The organism is Pseudomonas sp. NPDC089408 (assembly GCF_044749445.1).
GTDB lineage: Bacteria > Pseudomonadota > Gammaproteobacteria > Pseudomonadales > Pseudomonadaceae > Aquipseudomonas.
Genome location: NZ_JBIVHY010000003.1, coordinates 70,169 through 91,465 on the forward strand (window position 1 = coordinate 70,169; position 21,297 = coordinate 91,465).

Sequence of the window (21,297 nt, forward strand, 5' to 3'; positions counted from 1 at the left end):
ACGTTTCGGGCAATAGTGGCGCAGGCCCTCAGGCAGCAGGCGAATAGCCCATGCGCCAGCTGGTTTCCCGCGTGGCCGCCAGCAACCGTTGCGCCGCCGGGCCGTGTTCGTCGGCATGGAAGATCGACGTTGGCCCGACCACGGTCATCACTGCAGCGATCTGCCCCATGGCGTTGAAGACCGGCGCCGACAGCGCATCCACGCCCGGCATCAGCAGACCGTGCACATGGTGCAGGCCACGTTCGCGAATACCCGCCAGTACAACCTGGTAGTCCTCGGCAGCGTGCCCCAGGGCAGCCAGCTCACGATCACGCAGCTCCACGGTTTCGCGTTCGGGCAGGTAGGTGGCGAACACCAGCCCGGTAGAGGAGCTGAGCAGCGGCAGTACCGAGCCGATCTGCGTCACAACGGTGATCGCGCGCACTGCCGGTTCGATGCTGACCACGGTCGCGCCCTGGTTACCCCACACGGCAATGAAGCAGCTCTCGTTAAGCTCATCGCGCAGCTGTGCCAGCGGCAGGGCGGCAATCTTCAACACATCGATGCTGCCCAGCGCCGCCAGCCCCACCCGCAATGCTTCGCGCCCCAGGCCGTAATGGTTGGTGGCGGCATCCTGTTCGGCAAAGCCACTGGCGATCAACGCCTGCAGGTAGCGGTGCACTTTACTCGCCGGCATCTGTACATGCTCTGCCAGGCGCGACAGCGAGGTGGACGGGGCCAGCTCGGCAAGGGCCTTGAGGATGTCGGTGCCGACCTCCGCCGAACGGACTTTCTGCTTGCCGTTGTCGGCGGGGGAGGTGGCTTTGGTCATGGACATCGTCTTCTGCATTCTTCGAGTCGGGCCTTTATAGCTTGACGCCATGCGCGTAGCAAATTACGTTATTCGTAATCTGATTACGATAAAAACAATGCAGACGCGCTGCCACCCCACACCGGGCCAGCAGCCAGCTGCCAGCAGCGGCTCGGCCAGAGCCCGGAGGCATCGATGAATCGCGATACGTCCCCCGACCTTCACTACCTCAGCGGTTTCGGCAACGAGTTTGCCAGCGAAGCGCTGCCAGGTGCCCTGCCGGTCGGGCAGAACTCGCCGCAAAAGGCGCCCTATGGGTTGTATGCCGAACTGCTCTCGGGCACGGCGTTCACCATGACCCGCAGCGAATTGCGTCGCACCTGGCTGTATCGCATTCGCCCGTCTGCATTGCACCCGCGTTTCGAACGCCTGGCGCGTCAGCCGCTGAGCGGGCCGCTGGGTGGCATCAACCCCAATCGCCTGCGCTGGAGCCCCCAGCCGATGCCCGCCGAACCGACCGACTTCATCGAAGGCTGGCTGCCGATGGTGGCCAACGCGGCGGCGGAAAAAACGGCGGGCGTGAGCATCTACATCTACCGCGCCAACCGTTCCATGGAGCGGGTGTTCTTCAACGCTGACGGTGAACTGCTGCTGGTGCCGGAACAGGGTCGTCTACGTATCGCCACCGAACTGGGGGTGCTGGAGGTTGAACCGCTGGAAATCGCGGTCATCCCGCGCGGCATGAAATTCCGTGTCGAACTGCTCGACAGCCAGGCCCGCGGCTATATCGCTGAAAACCACGGTGCGCCGTTGCGCCTGCCGGACCTGGGGCCGATCGGCAGCAATGGCCTGGCCAACCCGCGTGACTTCCTTGCGCCGGTGGCGCACTACGAAGAGGCCACAGGGCCGGTGCACCTGGTGCAGAAGTTCCTGGGCGAGCACTGGACCTGCGAACTGCAACATTCGCCGCTGGACGTGGTTGCCTGGCATGGCAGCAACGTGCCGTACAAATACGACCTGCGTCGCTTCAACACTATCGGTACGGTCAGCTTCGACCACCCGGACCCGTCGATCTTCACCGTGCTGACTTCACCGACCAGCGTGCATGGCCTGGCCAACATGGACTTCGTGATCTTCCCGCCACGCTGGATGGTGGCCGAGAACACCTTCCGTCCACCGTGGTTCCACCGCAACCTGATGAACGAGTTCATGGGCCTGATCAATGGCGCCTACGATGCCAAGGCCGAGGGCTTCCTGCCGGGCGGTGCGTCGCTGCACGGGGTGATGAGTGCCCATGGCCCTGACGCCGAAACCTGCGAAAAGGCCATTGCCGCCGACCTGGCACCGCACAAGATCGACAACACCATGGCCTTCATGTTCGAGACCAGCCAGGTGCTGCGCCCGAGCCAGCAAGCCCTTGAATGCCCGCAATTGCAGGCCGACTACGATAGTTGCTGGGCGACTTTGCCGAGCACCTTCAACCCGAACCGGAGATAACCCATGAACCACACTGCCAATGCCCGTAGCTGGGTCGAGCACGCCAACGGGCACAGCGACTTCCCGCTGCAGAACCTGCCGATGGGTATTTTCAGTCGGCCGGGTGAGGCGAAGCGCTGTGGCGTGGCCATCGGTGATGCGATCCTCGACCTGGAAGCGGTGCTGGCCGCCGGCTTGTTCGACGGCGCAGCCAAGGCCGCTGTCGAAGCCACCCGTGGCGGGGCGCTGAACGCTTTCTTCGCCTTGGGCCGCAGCGCCCGGGTGGCCCTGCGCGAGCGCCTGCTAGAGCTGCTCGGCGAGCACAGCGAGCACCAGGCAGCGCTAACGCCGGCGCTGTACCCGGCCAGCGCCTGCCAGCTGCATGTGCCAGCGCAGATCGGTGACTACACTGACTTCTACGTCGGTATCGAACACGCCAAGAACGTCGGCAAGCTGTTCCGCCCTGACAGCCCGCTGCTGCCCAACTACAAGTACGTGCCGATCGGCTATCACGGCCGTGCTTCGACCATCCGCCCATCCGGCACCGACGTACGCCGGCCAAAAGGCCAAACCTTGCCGGCCGGGCACACCGAGCCAAGCTTCGGCCCGTGCGCGCGCCTGGACTATGAACTGGAACTGGGCATTTGGATTGGCCAAGGCAATGACATAGGCCAGGCGATTCCGATTGGTGATGCTGCCGAGCACGTGGCCGGCCTGTGCCTGCTCAACGACTGGTCGGCGCGCGACATCCAGGCCTGGGAATACCAGCCACTGGGGCCGTTCCTGTCCAAGAGTTTCATCACCACCATTTCGCCGTGGGTGGTCACTGCCGAAGCCCTGGAGCCGTTTCGCTGCGCCCAGCCGGCGCGTCCGGAAGGCGACCCGCAGCCGCTGTCGTACTTGCTGGACAAGCGCGACCAGGCCGCCGGGGCCTACGATATTGAACTGGAAGTGCTGCTGCTGACCGAGCGCATGCGCGAGCAGGGCGTTGCCCCGCACCGCCTGACCCTGAGCAACACCCGCAGTATGTACTGGACCGTGGCGCAGCTGGTGGCGCACCACAGCGTCAACGGTTGCCAGCTGCAGCCGGGCGACCTGTTCGGTTCGGGCACGCTGTCGGGGGCTACGCCAGGTTCGTTCGGCAGCCTGCTGGAGATCACCGAAGGCGGCAAGCTGCCGGTGGAGCTGGCCAGTGGCGAGGTGCGCAAGTTCCTGGAAGACGGTGACGAAATCATCCTGCGTGCGCGCTGCTCGCGTGACGGTGTTGCCAGCATCGGTTTCGGGGAATGCCGCGGCAAGGTCATTGCGGCCAACTGAGGAGGCATAGGCATGGAACTGTACACCTATTACCGTTCCACCTCGTCCTACCGGGTGCGCATTGCCTTGGCACTGAAAGGGCTGGCCTACCAGTCCCTGCCGGTCAACCTGCTGCAAGGAGAGCAGCGCGGCGCTGGCTATGTCGCCGTCAACCCGCAGGGCCGGGTGCCGGCCTTGCGCACCGACGGCGGTGAGTTGCTGGTGCAGTCACCGGCAATCATCGAGTACCTGGAAGAGGTTTATCCACAGCCTGCGCTGTTGCCGGTCGGCGCAGAAGCGCGGGCCAAGGTGCGGGGCGTGGCCGCGATCATCGGCTGCGATATCCACCCGCTGCACAACGTCAGTGTGCTCAACCTGCTGCGCCAGGCGGGCCAGGATGAGGGCCTGGTCAACCAGTGGATCGGTCACTGGATCAGCCAAGGGCTGGCGGCAGTCGAGCAATTGATTGGCGATGAGGGCTTCTGCTTCGGCAATGAGCCGGGGCTGGCAGATGTCTACCTGATCCCGCAGCTGTACGCGGCTGAACGCTTCAACATTGACCTCGCCGGCTTCCCGCGCATCCTGCGGGTGGCCGCATTGGCAGCCGGCCACCCGGCCTTCGCCAGCGCCCACCCCGCCCGGCAACCGGACACCCCGGTTCAGTGAAGTGAACGGTTCGCCGCCGGAAGCTTGCCGATGCGTTCGGACAGCTTCAGGCGCTGGACCGGGTCTTCCGTCAGCAGCAATGCATGCTCCAGGTCGAAGCGCTCGGCCTGCGGGCAGTCCAGGTGTTGGTAAAGCGAGGCGCGGGTCATGTAGTCGCCGACCTGCACCGGGCCCAGTTGCATGACCCGTTCTGCGTCGATCAACGCCGCCAGGTGGTCATCGTTGCTGATGTGCAACTGGCGCAGGTTACGTGACAGGCGTTGCAGCATCTGCAGCGGGCTGGCACTACGCATGTGCTCTGCCGTCAGCGCCACATGCGGGCCGAACTGGCGGGCCAGCAATTCGCGGCAGTCGCTGGGGTACAGGCGCCGGCCACCACAAGGGTCGAGCAGGTGATCGGCACCCGGCACGCGTAGCAGGAAATGGCCAGGAAAGCCCACACCCTCCAGCGGGATGGACAGGCGCCGGGCCAGTTCCAGGGCAAGGATGGCCAAGGTCAGCGGTTGGCCACGGCGGCGCTGCAGCACCTTGTCCATCATTGCTGCATGGGGCCTTAACGGGTGGTACTCATCCTGCTGGAAGCCCAGTGCGTTGAGCTGGCGCAATAGCGGTTGGGCCAGTTCGTTCAATGGCAGCATGGGCAGGTTGGTGCTGATTTCGCGCTGCAGGTCGTGCAAGGTGGCAAGGCTGGCGGCGGGCTCGACGCTGCGGTCGTGCTCGGCGGCAACCCACAATGCAGCTTCCAGCAGGGCGACAGGCTCGCGTTCCAGGCAGGCCAGGCAGGCTTGACGTGGCTTCATCTGGCTTCTCCACACACGCTTGAGTATTAGCTGGGGTGTGCGCTTTCGTCCAGTGGTCCGGCAGCGACGTCAGCTGCAGGGCCGCGCCTATACTGAAAGGAGCACCTTGTGGGGAGCCTGTCGATGTTCGCACTGATGCAAAGCACCCGTACCCAGTCACTGCACTTGTTCAACGACCCGCCCACGGGCTTGAAGGCAGTGGTCGCGATTCACAGCGAGCAGCTGGGACCGGCCATGGGCGGTTGCCGCTACCTGCCGTACGCCGATGACGAAAGCGCCATGACCGACGCCATTCGCCTGGCCCAGGGTATGAGCTACAAGGCGGCCCTGGCTGGCTTGCCATTGGGTGGTGGCAAGGCAGTGGTCATGCGCAACCCGCATGTGGAAAACCGCGCGGCGTTGTTTGAAGCCTTTGGCCGTTTTATCGATACCTTGCAAGGGCGCTTCATCATTGCCGTGGATAGTGGCACCTCGACCCTGGACATGGACTGCATTGCCCAGAGCACACCGCACGTGACCAGTACCACGGCTTCGGGCGACCCCTCGCCGCATGCCGCGATGGGGGTATTTGCCGGTATTCGTGCCACGACCTCGTTCCGGCTCGGCAGCGACGACTTGAGAGGCTTGCGGGTGGCGGTGCAAGGGCTGGGCAATGTCGGGTATGCGCTGGCGGAACAACTGCATGCGGTGGGTGCGGAGCTGCTGGTCAGCGACCTTGACCCGGGGCGTGTGCGGCTGGCGATGGAACAGTTCGACGCCAAACCTGTGACCAACGATGCAATGATCAGCACCCCCTGCGACATCTTTGCCCCCTGCGGCGTGGGCCCGGTGCTGAACGGGCAGAGCGTGATGCAGCTGCGCTGTGCGGCGGTGGCGGGGGCGGCGAATAACCAGCTGACCACCTTGCAGGTGGCCGACCAGCTGGAATCGCGCGGAATACTGTATGCGCCTGACTATGTGATCAATGCCGGTGGTTTGATCTATGTGGCGCTGACCCACCGTGGCGAGGACCTGGGCAGCATCACCGCGCACTTGGCGCGGATTCCTTCGCGGCTGACCGAAGTGTTTGGCCATGCGCAGGCGGAGAAACGTTCGCCGGCAAGGGTGGCGCAGTTGCTGGCGGAGCGGTTGCTTTACGGCTGAAGTTTCATGCTGGCCTTGCTGGCCTCTTCGCGGCTAAAGCCGCTCCCACAGGTACCGAGTGAGCCCGAGACCTCTGCGATCCCTGTGGGAGCGGCTTCAGCCGCGAAGCTGGCGGTGCCGATGTCACTCGGCTGCACCACCCTCGAGCAACTCGCCCAACGCATCCGGCTGGCTCTTGAACGCCCGGGCAAACACATCACGGTTCTTGGCCATGTAGATACCGGCTTCTTCAACCTGCTGCTCGGTCAGCGATGGCACCGCTTTGTGCAGCACTTCGGCCAGGCGTTCGGCCAGTTCGAGCATCTTGTCGTGACGGTCTGCTTCGGCCTTATCCATGATTTATCTGACCTCAAAGTGCCTAGATAGCGGGGGGATGAGAGCTCCGCAGCCCCGCGTCCCGTCAGACCTGCGACGTAAGGTCTTGATTAGTCCAGTCAACTGGTTTACGTTAAAAATGTGCCAATGTAGCACCGTAGGTTGTTAGATAGTTGGCAGACGACGGAGTTATCCGCGGCCCAGCATCTGTACCTTTAAGACATAAACTAATGTCAAGGTGCGGATATATGGGCGGCAAAAATATATTTATACGTTTTTTGTTTGAAATTCTCACCGGTTATCAATTGCTGTCCGTGCTAGTTGATTATAAGTCAACTAGCTGTCTTAAGTTAAGATCAAACTACTCGATTGGGGATGGCTTATTAAAGTCGCTTTGGTCGCAGGCTGATAAAATTCATTCGAAGACAACTTCTGCAACTGATGCTGAAGGAGATGTCTCATGCCTGGACTAACTAGAAGAACTAAATCAGTTAGGACTGTAGGGTTAGAGTACAAGGTTCTTAAGTTTTCACATCAACACGTAGCTAGGTACCAGTTGGTGGCAGTAGAAACGTTTGTACCTTGTCTTAGCGCTAGTCTGTACGAAGTAGCGTATTCAATGGGTAATCGTCGCTATAAGGCGAGTATTCGTACAGTGCTCTACCACGTTGCCTTTTTATTCACATGGGGAAACATAACTGGGCTCGATATCGAGCGCATGCTGCTTGAGGGGAAAGGACTAGATTTTAGATGTGTAAGAAAATTTGCCAATTGGCTTGAGAAGATTATATCGCCGCCGGTTGATGGGACCCAGATAAACAAATATGTTTGTAAGATCTTACAAAGCTGCAGCACTTTCTCAATTTGGTTTGTTGAGAACTATACACCTTTGTTTGCTACCGGTATTGACGTCAATGTTAGCTATATTCGTTTAATTGAAAGCCATAAGAAAGTTTGGTCTAGTGTAATGGTGAGCGGCAGAAAAGAGCTAATCGCGCATGACCTGACGGACGATGAATTGAAAAAAATAGAGGGGTTTTTAGTAGGGCAGCTTTCAAGTGCGAACGTGACTCGCGGCTTGAATCTAAGAAACTACATCATGTGGCGCTTAGTTAGAAGGTTTGGATTAAGGCTAGGCGAGTTGTTAGCATTACGCCTAGTGGATATTGATCTGACTGGTTTATATCCTTTTTTGGAAATTATCCGCATAGAGGATAGAGGGGCAGATTATTCTGATCCGCGAGCTCCCAATAATCCACTTGTTAAAACTTTTGGTAGGCGGCTTTATTTTAGTCCTGGTGATGAGGGGATGATTAGAGCCATTGAGGAGTATGTAGATACATATAGAGTTAAAAGAAAAATAAAAGGAGGGTTTACAGCTTATCTAGACCACGAATTCCTGTTGATCTCTCACGGTAACGCCTCGCTGGGTAATCCACTATCCTGTTCAGCGGCAAATAAAGTCGCTTGCATGATTAGCAATGAGTGTGTCAAAGCTTTTCATTGGCATCTCGTACGCCACGCTGTGTTCAATAGGCTTTACGAAGCTGCAAGTTTGCTAGAGAACAATTCTACGGAAATAGATCACGTAGTTTACATGGGAGGATGGAGTAGTCCTGACTCATTAAAAGGTTATGCTCGGCGCGCGATTCGGGATAAGGCAAGAAGGGAGTTGATGAGGTTAAATTTTGAGGGGTAAGCAATGGGTATTGAAGTCAATGATTCTGGTGAATTTGAAGATGAAGTCGGGCGGCTATATGTAAGATGTAATGCTGATCCGAGTAGTCCATTTTTCATTGATGTGACGACAGATTATGTTGAAGCGGTGTGGAGAAGGGCTAGATATTCTATTGATCTAAGCAGATACCAGCTCCCAGTAGTAATTATTGAGGTGGTCAAAAAGTACCTAGTGCACAAGCTTGAGTCGGTTTGCCCTAGAATCCTGAGCTCAGTGCACGCGGGGATCTCTTGCTTGGAAAGGCACTGGCAACCTTCATGGAAGGACTTTTCAGATATGTCTCTCGGGAAATTGTTGAGCGTTATGACATCATCCCATGCGGAGGCGACCGAGTTTCGAAGGTTCTACATTTACGCTGCTTTTCAGGGGTTGGCAGGTGCGGACGAGATTCATGCATTGGAGTTAGAGGCTATAAGGCTTAAAAAGCCTCACCCAACTTTAAGGATACTGGAATGGCACGAGACGCGCGGGGCGCTAACAAGCTCCGAAATTGAAGTGGTTCGAAAAGCAATGATCATTTCTGCAGAGGGGGAATCCACGGCGGATTTCACCTCAAGGCTGTTTACTTGGATCTCGTTCGAAACATTAAAGAGACCTATCCAGTTGCATGAAATGTTCCGTGATGCATTGTGGGTACCCGATTCGATGGCAGAAGGGGGCCAATATTTCCTTAGAATGCCTAAGGCAAAATATCAAACAGGACAGGCGTCAGAGCTTTGGCCCATAACTACTCAACTTGCTAATGCCATTCTCGAGTACTCCTCATCTCCTAAGGTTAAGGCGTTACAGGAAAGGACTGGGAGGTTGTTAGTGAGTTCAAGGGAGGGAGAATCATCAAATTTTGGACGGGCGATAACTGGCTGGTGTAGCAGATTAAAGCTGATCAGTCCGCGTACGAATAGGCCTCTAATCTTGACACCCTATAGAATCCGACATAGCGGAGCTACACAGATGGCCGCCCAAGGCGCGTCTAGGGACGAGATACAATATGTACTTGAGCATGACTCCGTGCATGCAGCTGATGCTTACATTGACTGTTTGGCTTCTGAGTTTTGCCCGTTGTTGGAGCGAGCAAACAGAAAATTAGGTGGGATATTCTCAGAGTTAAATGGTTTATTTTTCGCCGGTCAGCTTGGGCATAAGAGTTCGGGGATGCCTATATTGATACCGGTCGTAAATCAGCCAGCTATAGTAGGGGAATGTGGCAAGTCCGGATCTTGTGGGCATCATCCATTTTTTAATTGTTACAATGGTTGTAGGTATTTCATTGCCTGGCGCAACGCAGACCATAAAAAATCTTTAGATTACCTAGAGTCTGAATTAGAAAGATGGGGTAGAGCTGAGGGTGGAAAGGAAAGGAGTAAGATACTGAAAGAGCTGGAGCGCGTATACCAAGCGGTTAACGATGTTATGGCTAGGATCAATAGTGGGGAATGACGAAGATGGATATTCACTCAAAGTTGCGTGGTCATGGCCTCCCAGAGCCTTTGATAAATTTGGCAGCATCACTTGTTGAGGGGTTAAAGCCTTCAGTCGATTTTTTTTGTGATGAATGGAATATTCTCGACTGGGTTGAACGCCCTGGAAATCTGTCGCAATACAATTTGAGATTTTGCCGTATTAGAAATGACGAGCTTAGATTAGTTGCTAAAGTGTATATAGCAGCAAAGCGAGTCCAAGCGGGTGTAACCGCTGATGGTGCATTCGCCTCCATCGAGGCATTAGTTAGGCTTGATTTGGAAATGGGTAGTAAAGAAATCTCACGATTGAATCTATTGGATTTTAAAGCGGTTGAAAGGACCTACGCAGAGCGCGGGGTGACCGGGAAGATTTCAACTTTAACAACACTTCAGGGCTTTGCTAAATGGATGCAGAAGCGAATTGGTTTAAGGGTAATCTATGATGCTCCAAAAGGCAGATGTAAGTATGGCCGGCATGGAAGTGAAGAGGGAAGAGAGCGAAAGTTCCTACCTACAGAGGTGATTAGAGATTTATTCGGATTGGCCACTCATCCAGAACTTTCTTTTCGGGATAGATTTTATATTAGTGCGCTAGTGATTAACGCAGCTGTGGGCGGTAGAATCAATGAGCTGGCATGTCTTCCTGTAGATTGCTTGATACAGCAAGAGGGGAAATGGGTTATAAAAATATTTCCCGAAAAGGGAGGGCGATTGTACTTCCGACCATTTCCGCAAGATTTATACCCAGCAGTACGCGCAGCGGTAGAATTTATCACTGAACATACTGCGGAAGGGCGTCGTATTGTTAAGAAAATGAGATTGAATCCAGGGGTGAATTGGAAGGAAGTAAAAAAAACGCCTATTAGTTTGAAATATTATGCGCGTAAGTTTGTCGCGAAATGGGTGAGCGAATTCGATTTGTATACGCCGCGAGGGGTTTATTATCAATCTACAGGGCAATTTGTAGATGTAATTCAGTTGGTTGGACGCCTCGGGCGTGTGTCTGAGGTCGCGGCATTTCTGGGTGCCTCTACACGAACAGTTGTCAAGTTGCTTCAATGTCAGAAAGCTATGAATTCTAAGATATTTATGTATGAGAAAGCTTGGAATGAATATTTGCCTTTGACTTCAAATGTATATAAGTGGCGAAGCAGGTTGAGGCGCCACCCTCATGCTATATCGTTGCAGCGTCTTGAGGCATTTTGTGAAGTTACCTTCAATCCATCATGGATGCGTGAGATTGTTGACGATATCCTTGATGAGGCTTTGTTGTGTCAGCTTGAGAATAAAACTTTTCCATTTCAGCCTGATTTTGAGTTCGAATTAAACTTTGCTCGAAAAATTCTGCCTACGATCCAAAAGAATGGTGTGGCAATTCTAGAGCCGGAAAATTCATTATTCATTATCCCGCGGAATTTGTTGACATTTTCTAATGCTAAGAGTGATAGGGAATTTAGGAAGGTTTCGGTTGGTATGTTTCAAGGGTGGCTTGATGGTACATCAAGAACTGAAGAGTCATTATTTAAGAAATTTAATGTCCTCGATCCTCGTACCGGTGAAGTGGCTGAGTTTTACTGGCATGATATTAGGCATTGGCTCAATACTGTCTATAAGCAGGGAGGTTTATCTGATGTTCAGGTGAACCTGATCCTAGGACGTTCAGACCTCACGCAGGCTCAGGTTTATGATCATACACCAGCTTTAAGCAGATCATTGATTCTGCAGGATATGATTGAAAGTGTTAGGCAAGATAGAGCTGTGGGGGTTATTCAAACAACTTTCAATAAACTTAGAATTGAAAATCGTCAAGCCGCAGAGGAATATCTTTCAGCAGCCATTCGTGTGGTTAATCCAATGCCACATGGAGCGTGCGCTCACAACCTTGCGTTGAAACCATGCCAGCACAGTCTGTCATGTTTGGCGAAGGGGACAAATGGCAAGCCTTGCGAGGATTTAATAGTGAACGTTCAAGATGATGCGCAGCGTCTGGAAATTGAAAGATTGAGCCGAGACGCTAACTTAATAAAGAATCATATCTTAACTGCTGGAGGGGAGTTGAGTCCGCAATACCAACATTTCAAAAATATTGAACTGTCGGCTGATTTTCTGTTGAATGAGATTTTTAAAAAGAATTAATATATCGGGGGGCTTATGCAGCTCAGAGGTGAGCGTCTAAAGGGGTATCTCAATTCTAAGATTTTGGAATTGATAAGTGTTCGCCAAAAAGAAATTGGAGGATATGTTTATAGCCAAAAAGAATTTTCTAAATACGCAGGAGTTTCTAGAGAGACAATCAGGAAATATCAATCTGAAATTGACGCTTGCTTGCGGTCTTGTCTAGTTTCAAAGATTAATCATGATGGCGATGCTAAATACAGGAATCTTCAAGAAAAGAATCATAAGCTTCAGCGTGAAGTTGTTATGGTGCGGACTATGTATGAAGCGATTCGAGTTCAATACATTGACCTTATCGAGGCAATGCTAAGTCACTCGATTGATATTAGTATCTTGATGGTAAAACCTGTTGGCCCCGGAGAGCTAGATCGTACTGGTGGGAATTGCGTTTTATGTGGTGGATCTCTAGATTCCACTGTCTGATTGGTAGTTTTCCAATCGGCAACCCAGAGCGATTTTTGCGATTAATGGCTGGATTGTTGGCTTTCGTTGCCCCGTTCCGCCACGACCGTCCTATCAGTACTCTGAGTGGATTGCGTATCACTAAATTTCTCGTGGTCTGGTCTCCTTGACTCCGGGTCAATGGGTGGTGCTTGTTGGTTTGACATGCTTATTGCGAAGATAAGTGCTGTTGGAATTAAAATTTAACTGTCAATGTAGTAGGCGCTGGATAATCAGTCGAGCTGTTTCCAAGGCTAGGCGGTTGGTCGCTTACCGCTTCTCAAGAACATAGCCCACGCCTCGGAGCGTGTGGATAAGCTTCGTCTCGAAAGGATCATCGATCTTGGCTCTGAGCCTTCGAATCGACACCTCTACAACGTTTGTATCGCAGTCAAAGTTCATGTCCCAAACCTGTGAGATGATCTGCGTACGGCTCAGTACCACCCCCGTGTTGCGCATCAGGTAGTGCAACAGTGCAAACTCTTTTGTAGTCAAATCGATGCGCTGGCCATCCCTGAAGGCTCTGTGACGGCTCTGGTCGAGTTCGAGGTCAGCTACACGAATTATCTCGACGGATGCAGGGTGGTCAGACCTGCGCATCAAGGCGCGGACCCGGGCCAGCAGTTCTGGGAACTCAAATGGCTTGATTAGGTAGTCATCTGCACCGTTCTCCAGGCCCCGAACCTTATCTGCTAGGCGACTTCTAGCCGTCAGCATCATGATACGAGAAGGGCAGTTTTTACGTCGCAACAGTTCAAGCACCTGCCACCCATCCATCTCCGGCAGATTGATATCAAGGATGATCAACTCATATTCGTGCTGCTTGGCCAGGAATAATCCATCTGAACCGGTATGGACGCAATCTACAACATAACCGCATTCAGTAAGGCCTTGACGCACATACTCCGCAGTTTTTACTTCATCCTCAATTACCAGAATTCGCATGGGATTTTGTCTCGACATCACTGAGCAATTAACCGCGCACGCGCGCCGGCGTTATTGAAATGAATGGTAAATCAAAAAGAGTTGTCTGGGGGCTAAATTACGGATTTGTAATTTCTAGGTAATATATTTGATAGTCTGGCGTTATATCTTGTCGCGGTTTGGGTTTGACAGATGCGAGCCCTCTCTCCAATAGGTGATTTGACCTTATGAAGTACTGGGTTATTCTATTCTTTGTTCTGGTTTCATTCCGTTCAGATGACGGCGAAGTTCCCCTCATTGAGGAGGCTGGACATTGGTGTAGCCATGAGCTGCATCGACATGCGATGCATGAACTCGAACAACTGCTCGAATTTTAGATAAAAAAAGGCGCCCAAAGGGCGCCAAATATTCACCTTTTACCAAAGGAGCACTTAAGCCACTCAAGGTGAATGCGTAATGCACGTTTTTCTGAGGGGCCAGTTCATGGAAAACTGATCCGATCAGAGAATTACAGAATAGAAAGCGGGTATTCAATGATCACGCGAGTTTCATCAAGGTCCGATTCGAAAGCAGTGGCACGCGTGGTAGCTTGGCGCAACCGGAAGGACAAGTCTTTAGCCGGGCCGGTTTGAACGACATATTTCACCTCGACGTCACGCTCCCAACGTTTTTGATCGGTGAGCGGATTGCCGTTGTCGTCGGTACGCATGTAGAACTGGTTGGCGTTCGAGTAGTCTGCGCCCGAACCCCTTGCGTAGCGGGTCATGAACGTCAGACCAGGAATACCGTAGCTGGTGAAGTTAAGGTCATAACGCATCATCCAGGAGCGTTCTTTCGGCGAGTTGAAGTCGCTGTACTGGATCGAGTTGTCTACGAAGATTGAGTCCGACTGACGCAGGTAATCAAAATCGTCATCGCCATTGTTGCGCTGGTGTGACAGGGCCAAGGTGTGGGCGCCGTAGCGAACACCGACCTTGGCACTCCAGATATTGTTGTCGAACTCGCCCAGTCGGCGTTTACCTTCATCCACGGCTTTGTAGTAGTTGAACCCACCAATCAGCGCGAGGTCATCGCTCAGTGGGTAGGCGAAGCTGGTACCGGCGTAGTACTGGTTCCAGACATCTTTCAACTGGCTGCCGTAGACACTCACGGTCCAATTGTCGTTGATCGAGTAGTCACCGCCGCCGTAGCCGATCCAAGGCGAGTTGACCGGGCCGCCATAGAAGGTAACGAAATTGTCGTTCAGGTTACTGGAAACCGGTTGGCTCATTGCATGCAGTCGACCACCTTGCAGGGTGAGGCCCTGGATGCTGCTGTTCTCAACGGTCACGCCGCGGAAGCTTTCTGGCAGGAGGCGCGAGTCGCCCGCTGCGACGACCGGCGTCGATGGGAATACATCACCCACTTTCACCACGGTATCGAACAAGCGGATTTTGGCCGCTCCGCCAACCTTGGTGTATTCATCACGCGCCTCACCCTTGTTATCAACGGGCAGCACGTCGAAGGAGCTACGGCCGCCGTTGCGACCGTCGCCGGTATCAAGCTTGAGGCCGATCATTGCAAAGGCATCAACACCAAAACCGACGGTACCCTGGGTAAAACCAGAGTTGAATTTGGAAATGAGCGCGTGCGCCCAGGCTTCGGAGTAGCCGTTGGTGTTGCCCTTACCACTGTTGTAAGTGGGAGCCGAACTGTCGCGATTATCACGATTGAAGTAGAAGTTGCGGTTGAGCACTGTAAGGCTGCTGCCCTCAATGAAACCTTCTGGTTTGTCTTCAGCTTGAGCAGAAATTGCATAGCTTCCAGACAGCGCAGAAACTGCCGCCAAATACAGTGGTACTTTGATTTTCATCTGATGCTCCTTTGATTTACGGCAGTTTTTATTATGTGTACCGACGCGGGTGTCTTTATATGTTCTGACCCGGCGGCGCGCCTATGAAGAGCGCCGAGCTCATATTTGCAGGCCGAAGATAACGGGAGGGTGATAGGATAATTACAATTTCGTCATCTACAGGTTATCCGGGTGCCTAGCACCGTGTGTTAGCCATCTCTCTCGGTTGTAATCAAATCCTGGGTTCGACTGAATTTCTCAGTGTTTACGGGCATTACCCACTTTTCTTACGAAATTGTAATTTTCTAGCCACCCCTCTGATAGCTACCGCTCTTTAGAGTGCCATCACCTAATCCAGTGGGGCTTGGCAGCTGTTTCGGCGTTCTCGCCAAGCTTTATCGAAGTTTGTGCACGAGGACCATTAAAGTGCCCCGGTATATCCGCAATGTCTTTCCTAAGACCTCAATCTCACCCTGGAAGATAGCCGCACTCTGTGCGGTCATCTCCGGGCTGATGGCACCTGCTGCATTTGCCCAAAGCATCAGCTTGCCTCAAGCGCTTTCGACGGCGATGGATGCCAACCCTGACATGGCCGCCGCCCGTCAGGAGATTGGGATCGCAGATGGGGCACGCAAGCAGGCAGGGCTTATCCCCAACCCAACAATCTCGTACGACGTAGAAGACACCCGTCGCAGCACTAGCCAGACAACTGTGACGCTCAGCCAGACCCTGGAGCTGGGCGGAAAGCGGGGCGCACGTGTTGACGTCGCCACCTATGGCCAGACTGCTGCACAGCTGGAGTTGGACCGTCGAGTGAACGCTCTGCGCGCCGAGGTCGTTCAAGCCTTCTACGCAGCATTGCGAGCGCAGACTGGCCTAGATCTAGCCAAGCAATCTCTGGAGCTGACTGAGCGTGGTCTGCGCATTGTCGACGGCCGCGTTCGCGCAGGTAAATCCTCCCCAGTAGAGGCTACTCGTGCTCAAGTACAGTTGGCCGAAGCCAAGCTGCAGGTCAGACGCGCCGAAACGGAGAAAGCGACCGCTTACCAGCAGCTAGCTCAAATTACGGGGAGCTCGGTCACAGTATTCGATCGCCTGGATTCGCCGACCCTCTCCCCAGGTTTGCCTCCGGACGCTGAAGAGCTGTTGTCGAGGCTCGATCAAACTGCGGAAATGCGTCAGGCCGTGGTGCAGATCGACAAAAGCGATGCGTCCCTCGGCTCAGAGAAAGCTCAGCGAATCCCAGACCTCACTGTAAGCGTGGGTAGCCAGTACGACCGCTCCGTACGTGAACGGGTCAACACTGTAGGACTGTCCATGCCATTGCCGCTGTTTGATCGTAATCAGGGCAACATTCTTTCCGCTTCTCGACGCGCAGATCAAGCCCGAGACCAGCGCAACGCAGTTGAGCTGAGGCTGCGTAGCGAAACCCAAACCGCAGTAAACCAGTGGGCGACCGCCATGCAGGAGGTCGAGTCCTACGACAAGACCATTCTGCCGTCCGCACAGCAGGCTGTGGAGACCGCAACTCGCGGTTTCGAGATGGGCAAATTCGGCTTCATCGAAGTGCTGGATGCCCAGCGCACCTTGATCGTCGCTCGTGGCCAATACCTCGATTCGTTGGCAACAGCGACCAATGCGCGTGCGCAGGTGGAAAGGGTTTATGGCGATGTCGGTTCGACTGCCGGCGTTCGTTGAACGGGCCAGAAATTTTCTTCGGCGCTCGGCATAACACGTCGGTGCCTATGATCAGCAGGAGTAGCAATGGATAACAAACGCAAGATCGCCCTCGCGGTCGCCGCTGTGGCAGCCCTTGGATTTGGCAGCCTTGCCTGGAACAACAGTTCCGGAGAGCAGGCCGCCAGTACCGTCGAGCACGGCGCTAACGATGGCCATGGCGATGAGAAGACGACCGCATCAGCCGCCAAAGAGGAGGGTGATGAGGGTCATGGTGCAGAAGGCCATAGCGAAGAGGGTGGTGAGGAAGAGGGCAAGCTGACCCTGAGCGCTGAACAGATCAAGGCAGCTGGGGTAGTCCTGGAGTCTGCGGCCCCCCGTGACCTCGGCACCGTTGTGACTTTCCCGGGGGAGATTCGTTTCGACGAAGACCGGACTGCACATGTTGTCCCTCGGGTCCCTGGCGTTGTTGAAAGTGTCCAGGCCGACTTGGGCGAAGCCGTTAAGAAAGGCCAAGTCCTCGCAGTGATTGCCAGCCAACAGATTTCTGACCTGCGCAGCGAACAACAAGCCGCACAGCGACGCGTAGAGCTGGCCCGCGTTACCTTCGACCGTGAGAAGCAACTGTGGCAGGACAAGATCTCCGCCGAGCAGGATTACCTGCAGGCACGCCAAGCGCTGCAAGAAGCAGAGATATCTCTGGCCAATGCCAAGCAGAAGGTCGGTGCCATCGGCGCTTCGGTCAATTCCGTAGGCGGCAATCGTTACGAGCTTCGGGCACCCTTTGACGCCGTGGTGGTAGAGAAGCACCTGACCATGGGTGAAGTCGTCAGCGAGGCGACTAACGCTTTCATCTTGTCCGACCTGAATCAGGTGTGGGCCACCTTCGCTGTCCCTCCCACTGAACTGGGCAAGGTGGTGACGGGCCGTGCGGTAAAAGTTTCATCGCCCGACATGAACGTCGAGGTCGACGGCAAGGTGGGTTATGTAGGCAGCCTGCTGGGTGAGCAAAACCGTGCAGCGACCGTTCGCGTTACCTTGACCAACCCTGACGGCGCCTGGCGTCCAGGTCTGTTCGTGAACATCGCCGTCACTTCTCAGACCGATCGAGTGGCTGTGGCCGTTCCTGAAGGCGCCGTGCAGACCGTTGAAGACAAACCCTCGGTATTTGTGCGCACCAGGGAAGGCTTTGACACTCGGCCGGTAAAAACGGGCCGCCGTGACAATGGATACGTGGAAATCATCGACGGCATCCAAGCCGGCGCCCAAGTAGCAGCCAGTGGCAGCTTTACACTCAAGTCTGAGCTCGGCAAAGCGTCTGCCGAACACGGTCACTGATGCGAACTGACAGGATGATTTCTCATGTTTGAACGTATCATCAGATTCGCCATTGAGCAGCGCATCGTTGTAATGATCGCTGTTCTGATCATGGCCGGCATCGGTATCTACAGCTATCAGAAGCTGCCCATCGATGCGGTACCCGACATCACTAACGTCCAGGTGCAGATCAACGCTGCTGCGCCTGGCTATTCGCCATTGGAAACTGAACAGCGGATCACGTTTCCAGTTGAAACGGCCATGGCCGGTCTCCCGGGCCTTCAACAGACCCGTTCCTTGTCTCGCTCTGGCCTGTCTCAGGTCACCGTGATCTTCAAGGATGGCACTGACATCTTCTTTGCCCGCCAGTTGATCAACGAGCGGCTGCAAGTTGCGAAGGAGCAGTTGCCAGAGGGCGTTGAGGCTGTCATGGGTCCGGTATCCACTGGGCTTGGTGAAATTTTCTTGTGGACCGTTGAAGCTGAGGATGGTGCGGTCAAGGAAGACGGTACACCGTACACCCCAACCGACCTGCGTGTGATCCAGGACTGGATCATCAAGCCGCAGCTGCGGAACGTCCCAGGTGTGGCCGAGATCAACACCATCGGTGGTTACGCCAAGCAGTTCCTGGTCGCGCCGGATCCGAAGCGCCTAGCTACATACAAACTGACCCTCAATGATCTGGTCGCAGCGTTGGAAAGCAACAACGCCAACGTCGGCGCCGGTTACATCGAGCGTAATGGTGAGCAGCTCCTCATCCGTGCGCCAGGGCAGGTCGGTAACATCGAAGACATCGCCAACATTGTGATCACCAGTGTCGATGGCGCACCGATTCGAATCAGCAACGTCGCTGACGTTAGCATTGGCAAAGAGCTCCGGACGGGGGCTGCCACCGAGAACGGTCGCGAAGTCGTACTCGGCACCGTGTTCATGCTGATCGGTGAAAATAGCCGTACCGTGTCTCAGGCTGTTGCCGCCAAACTGGCTGACATCAACCGTACCCTTCCAGAAGGTGTGGTTGCCGTGACGGTCTACGACCGCACCAACCTGGTTGAAAAAGCTATTGCAACTGTGAAGAAGAACTTGGTGGAAGGCGCGATTCTAGTAATCGCCATTTTGTTCCTGTTCCTCGGTAACATCCGTGCTGCACTCATCACCGCGATGGTGATCCCGTTGTCCATGCTGTTCACCTTCACCGGTATGTTCAACAACAAGGTCAGCGCCAACCTAATGAGCTTAGGCGCACTCGACTTCGGAATCATCGTCGACGGTGCCGTGGTAATTGTAGAAAACGCGATCCGTCGACTGGCTCATGCGCAACACAAGCATGGCCGTATGCTCACCAAAGCTGAGCGCTTCCATGAGGTCTTCGCTGCTGCGGGTGAAGCTCGCCGGCCACTGATCTTCGGTCAGTTGATCATCATGGTGGTGTACCTGCCGATCTTCGCCCTGACCGGCGTCGAGGGCAAAATGTTCCACCCCATGGCCTTCACCGTTGTGATGGCGCTGCTGGGTGCAATGATCCTCTCCGTCACCTTCGTTCCGGCAGCCATCGCCATGTTCGTCACTGGCAAGGTCAAGGAAGAGGAAGGCGTGGTGATGCGCACTGCGCGGCTGCGTTATGAGCCGATTTTGAAGTGGGTCCTTGGGCATCGGAACATCGCGTTCTCGGCCGCTGTAGTCCTGGTCGTGCTCAGTGGTGTGCTTGCAAGTCGTATGGGTAGCGAGTTCATTCCAAGCCTCAGTGAAGGTGACTTTGCGATGCAGGCCATGCGCGTGCCAGGTACGAGCCTGACCCAATCCGTAGAAATGCAGCAACGCCTTGAAAAGGCTGTGATTGAGCAGGTCCCGGAAGTAGAGCGGATGTTTGCGCGCTCGGGTACAGCCGAAATCGCATCCGACCCGATGCCGCCTAACGCCTCCGACGCCTACATCATGCTCAAGCCTCAGGATCAGTGGCCCGACCCTAAGAAGCCTCGCGATGAGCTGATTGCTGAAGTGCAGAAAGCCGCAGCCGGTGTCCCAGGCAGCAACTATGAGCTGTCCCAGCCCATCCAGTTGCGTTTCAACGAGCTGATCTCGGGCGTACGGAGTGACGTCGCAGTGAAGGTGTTCGGCGATGACATGGACGTGCTCAACAACACGGCCAACAAGATCGCTGCAGCGCTCAAAGCGGTACCGGGCTCTTCGGAGGTCAAGGTTGAACAGACCACCGGCCTGCCGGTGCTGACCATCAACATCGACCGCGAGAAAGCCGCACGCTACGGCCTGAACATCGCGGATGTACAGAACTCGATCGCCATCGCTGTCGGCGGTCGTACGGCCGGCACGTTGTATGAAGGCGACCGTCGCTTCGACATGGTGGTGCGCCTGCCTGAGACCGTACGTACCGACGTAGCAGGTATGTCCAGCCTTCTGATCCCTGTACCGGCCAATGCATCTCAAGGTGCCAATCAGATCGGCTTCATCCCGCTGTCGCAGGTCGCTAACCTGGACCTGCAGCTGGGTCCGAACCAGATCAGCCGCGAGAACGGCAAGCGTCTGGTGATCGTCAGCGCCAACGTCCGGGGCCGCGACCTGGGGTCGTTCGTTCAAGAGGCAACCGCTTCGCTGGATGCCAAGGTGCAGATTCCTGCTGGTTACTGGACCACCTGGGGTGGCCAGTTCGAGCAGCTCCAATCGGCGGCCAAGCGTCTGCAGATCGTGGTTCCGGTGGCCTTGCTGCTGGTCATGACCCTGCTGTTCCTGATGTTCAACAACCTGAAAGACGGCATGCTGGTGTTCACCGGTATTCCATTCGCACTCACCGGTGGCGTCGTGGCGCTGTGGCTGCGGGACATCCCGCTGTCGATCTCGGCTGGGGTTGGCTTCATTGCACTGTCCGGCGTCGCGGTACTGAACGGCCTGGTGATGATTGCCTTCATCCGCGGATTGCGAGAGGAGGGACGAACGCTTAGGCAGGCCGTCGACGAAGGCGCGTTGACCCGACTGCGACCTGTGCTGATGACAGCCCTGGTGGCGTCCCTGGGCTTCATCCCGATGGCCTTGGCAACCGGTACCGGTGCAGAGGTTCAGCGGCCACTGGCGACAGTGGTGATTGGCGGGATCCTGTCCTCCACCGCGCTGACTTTGTTGGTGCTCCCTGCCCTGTATCAATGGGCACACCGCAAGGATGAAGACGGTGATGAGGCCGAAGTGGTTAGCTGATAGCCACTAAAGAGAAGCCCACAACACACGTTGTGGGCTTT

General features: G+C 55.1%; 16 protein-coding genes. 11 read left to right on the plus strand and 5 right to left on the minus strand.

Annotated features, from left to right (window positions below):
* Positions 1–28 precede the first annotated feature (28 nt).
* Positions 29–811 (minus strand): IclR family transcriptional regulator, encoded by a 783-nt coding sequence (locus tag ACIP02_RS06150; RefSeq protein WP_400614292.1) that lies wholly within the window; start codon positions 809–811, stop codon positions 29–31.
* A gap of 174 nt (positions 812–985) precedes the next feature.
* On the opposite strand from ACIP02_RS06150, the gene hmgA reads away from it, so the two are divergent.
* From hmgA to maiA, 3 genes are read left to right on the plus strand one after another with little or no spacing between them, the layout of a single operon-like run.
* Positions 986–2,287, plus strand: coding sequence for a homogentisate 1,2-dioxygenase (hmgA, locus tag ACIP02_RS06155; protein ID WP_400614294.1), 1,302 nt, complete (start codon positions 986–988; stop codon positions 2,285–2,287).
* Positions 2,288–2,290: 3 nt separating this feature from the next.
* Complete coding sequence (gene fahA, locus ACIP02_RS06160; protein WP_400614296.1) at positions 2,291–3,583, plus strand: fumarylacetoacetase; 1,293 nt, start codon at positions 2,291–2,293, stop codon at positions 3,581–3,583.
* 12 nt (positions 3,584–3,595) lie between these two features.
* Positions 3,596–4,228 carry a maleylacetoacetate isomerase gene (gene maiA, locus ACIP02_RS06165; protein ID WP_400614299.1) on the plus strand — a complete coding sequence of 211 codons (633 nt, stop codon included), beginning with the start codon at positions 3,596–3,598 and terminating at the stop codon, positions 4,226–4,228.
* On the opposite strand, the gene ACIP02_RS06170 is transcribed toward maiA, so the two are convergent.
* Positions 4,222–5,028: a SirB1 family protein gene (locus tag ACIP02_RS06170; protein WP_400614301.1), complete on the minus strand. Its 807-nt coding sequence runs from the start codon at positions 5,026–5,028 to the stop codon at positions 4,222–4,224. The two genes, maiA and ACIP02_RS06170, sit on opposite strands and share 7 nt — an antisense overlap.
* A 123-nt stretch (positions 5,029–5,151) precedes the next feature.
* Between ACIP02_RS06170 and ACIP02_RS06175 the strand changes: the two genes are divergently transcribed.
* Positions 5,152–6,171, plus strand: coding sequence for a Leu/Phe/Val dehydrogenase (locus ACIP02_RS06175; RefSeq protein WP_400614304.1), 1,020 nt, complete (start codon positions 5,152–5,154; stop codon positions 6,169–6,171).
* 123 nt (positions 6,172–6,294) lie between these two features.
* Here the strand turns inward: ACIP02_RS06175 and ACIP02_RS06180 are convergent, their stop codons facing one another.
* The gene (locus tag ACIP02_RS06180) at positions 6,295–6,507 is read right to left on the minus strand and encodes a YebG family protein (protein WP_400614306.1); all 213 of its coding nucleotides are present in this window, start codon (positions 6,505–6,507) and stop codon (positions 6,295–6,297) included.
* A 439-nt stretch (positions 6,508–6,946) separates the two neighbouring features.
* On the opposite strand from ACIP02_RS06180, the gene ACIP02_RS06185 reads away from it, so the two are divergent.
* Genes ACIP02_RS06185 through ACIP02_RS06200 form a run of 4 tightly spaced genes read left to right on the plus strand, consistent with a single transcriptional unit; the run spans position 6,947 to position 12,282 of the window.
* Positions 6,947–8,185: a site-specific integrase gene (locus tag ACIP02_RS06185; RefSeq protein WP_069553525.1), complete on the plus strand. Its 1,239-nt coding sequence runs from the start codon at positions 6,947–6,949 to the stop codon at positions 8,183–8,185.
* Between the two features lie 3 nt (positions 8,186–8,188).
* A complete protein-coding gene (locus ACIP02_RS06190) occupies positions 8,189–9,661 on the plus strand; it encodes a site-specific integrase (protein WP_080761392.1) in 1,473 nt (490 codons plus the stop codon).
* Positions 9,658–11,820 (plus strand): hypothetical protein, encoded by a 2,163-nt coding sequence (locus ACIP02_RS06195; RefSeq protein ID WP_115147434.1) that lies wholly within the window; start codon positions 9,658–9,660, stop codon positions 11,818–11,820. Before ACIP02_RS06190 ends, ACIP02_RS06195 begins: the two co-directional genes overlap by 4 nt.
* Positions 11,821–11,835: 15 nt before the next feature.
* A complete protein-coding gene (locus ACIP02_RS06200; RefSeq protein ID WP_125923840.1) occupies positions 11,836–12,282 on the plus strand; it encodes a hypothetical protein in 447 nt (148 codons plus the stop codon).
* Between the two features lie 288 nt (positions 12,283–12,570).
* Here the strand turns inward: ACIP02_RS06200 and ACIP02_RS06205 are convergent, their stop codons facing one another.
* Entirely contained in the window at positions 12,571–13,245 is a 675-nt protein-coding gene (locus ACIP02_RS06205; RefSeq protein WP_034137066.1) for a heavy metal response regulator transcription factor, read from the minus strand.
* 487 nt (positions 13,246–13,732) lie between these two features.
* A complete protein-coding gene (locus ACIP02_RS06210; protein WP_034137067.1) occupies positions 13,733–15,076 on the minus strand; it encodes an OprD family porin in 1,344 nt (447 codons plus the stop codon).
* A 405-nt stretch (positions 15,077–15,481) separates the two neighbouring features.
* On the opposite strand from ACIP02_RS06210, the gene ACIP02_RS06215 reads away from it, so the two are divergent.
* From ACIP02_RS06215 to ACIP02_RS06225, 3 genes are all read left to right on the plus strand, one after another.
* Positions 15,482–16,753 carry a TolC family protein gene (locus tag ACIP02_RS06215; RefSeq protein WP_139273552.1) on the plus strand — a complete coding sequence of 424 codons (1,272 nt, stop codon included), beginning with the start codon at positions 15,482–15,484 and terminating at the stop codon, positions 16,751–16,753.
* Between the two features lie 66 nt (positions 16,754–16,819).
* The gene (locus tag ACIP02_RS06220) at positions 16,820–18,070 is read left to right on the plus strand and encodes an efflux RND transporter periplasmic adaptor subunit (RefSeq protein WP_034137069.1); all 1,251 of its coding nucleotides are present in this window, start codon (positions 16,820–16,822) and stop codon (positions 18,068–18,070) included.
* A 24-nt stretch (positions 18,071–18,094) separates the two neighbouring features.
* On the plus strand, positions 18,095–21,256 hold the full coding sequence (locus tag ACIP02_RS06225) for a CusA/CzcA family heavy metal efflux RND transporter (RefSeq protein WP_034137070.1): 3,162 nt from the start codon (positions 18,095–18,097) through the stop codon (positions 21,254–21,256).
* Positions 21,257–21,297: the final 41 nt, after the last annotated feature.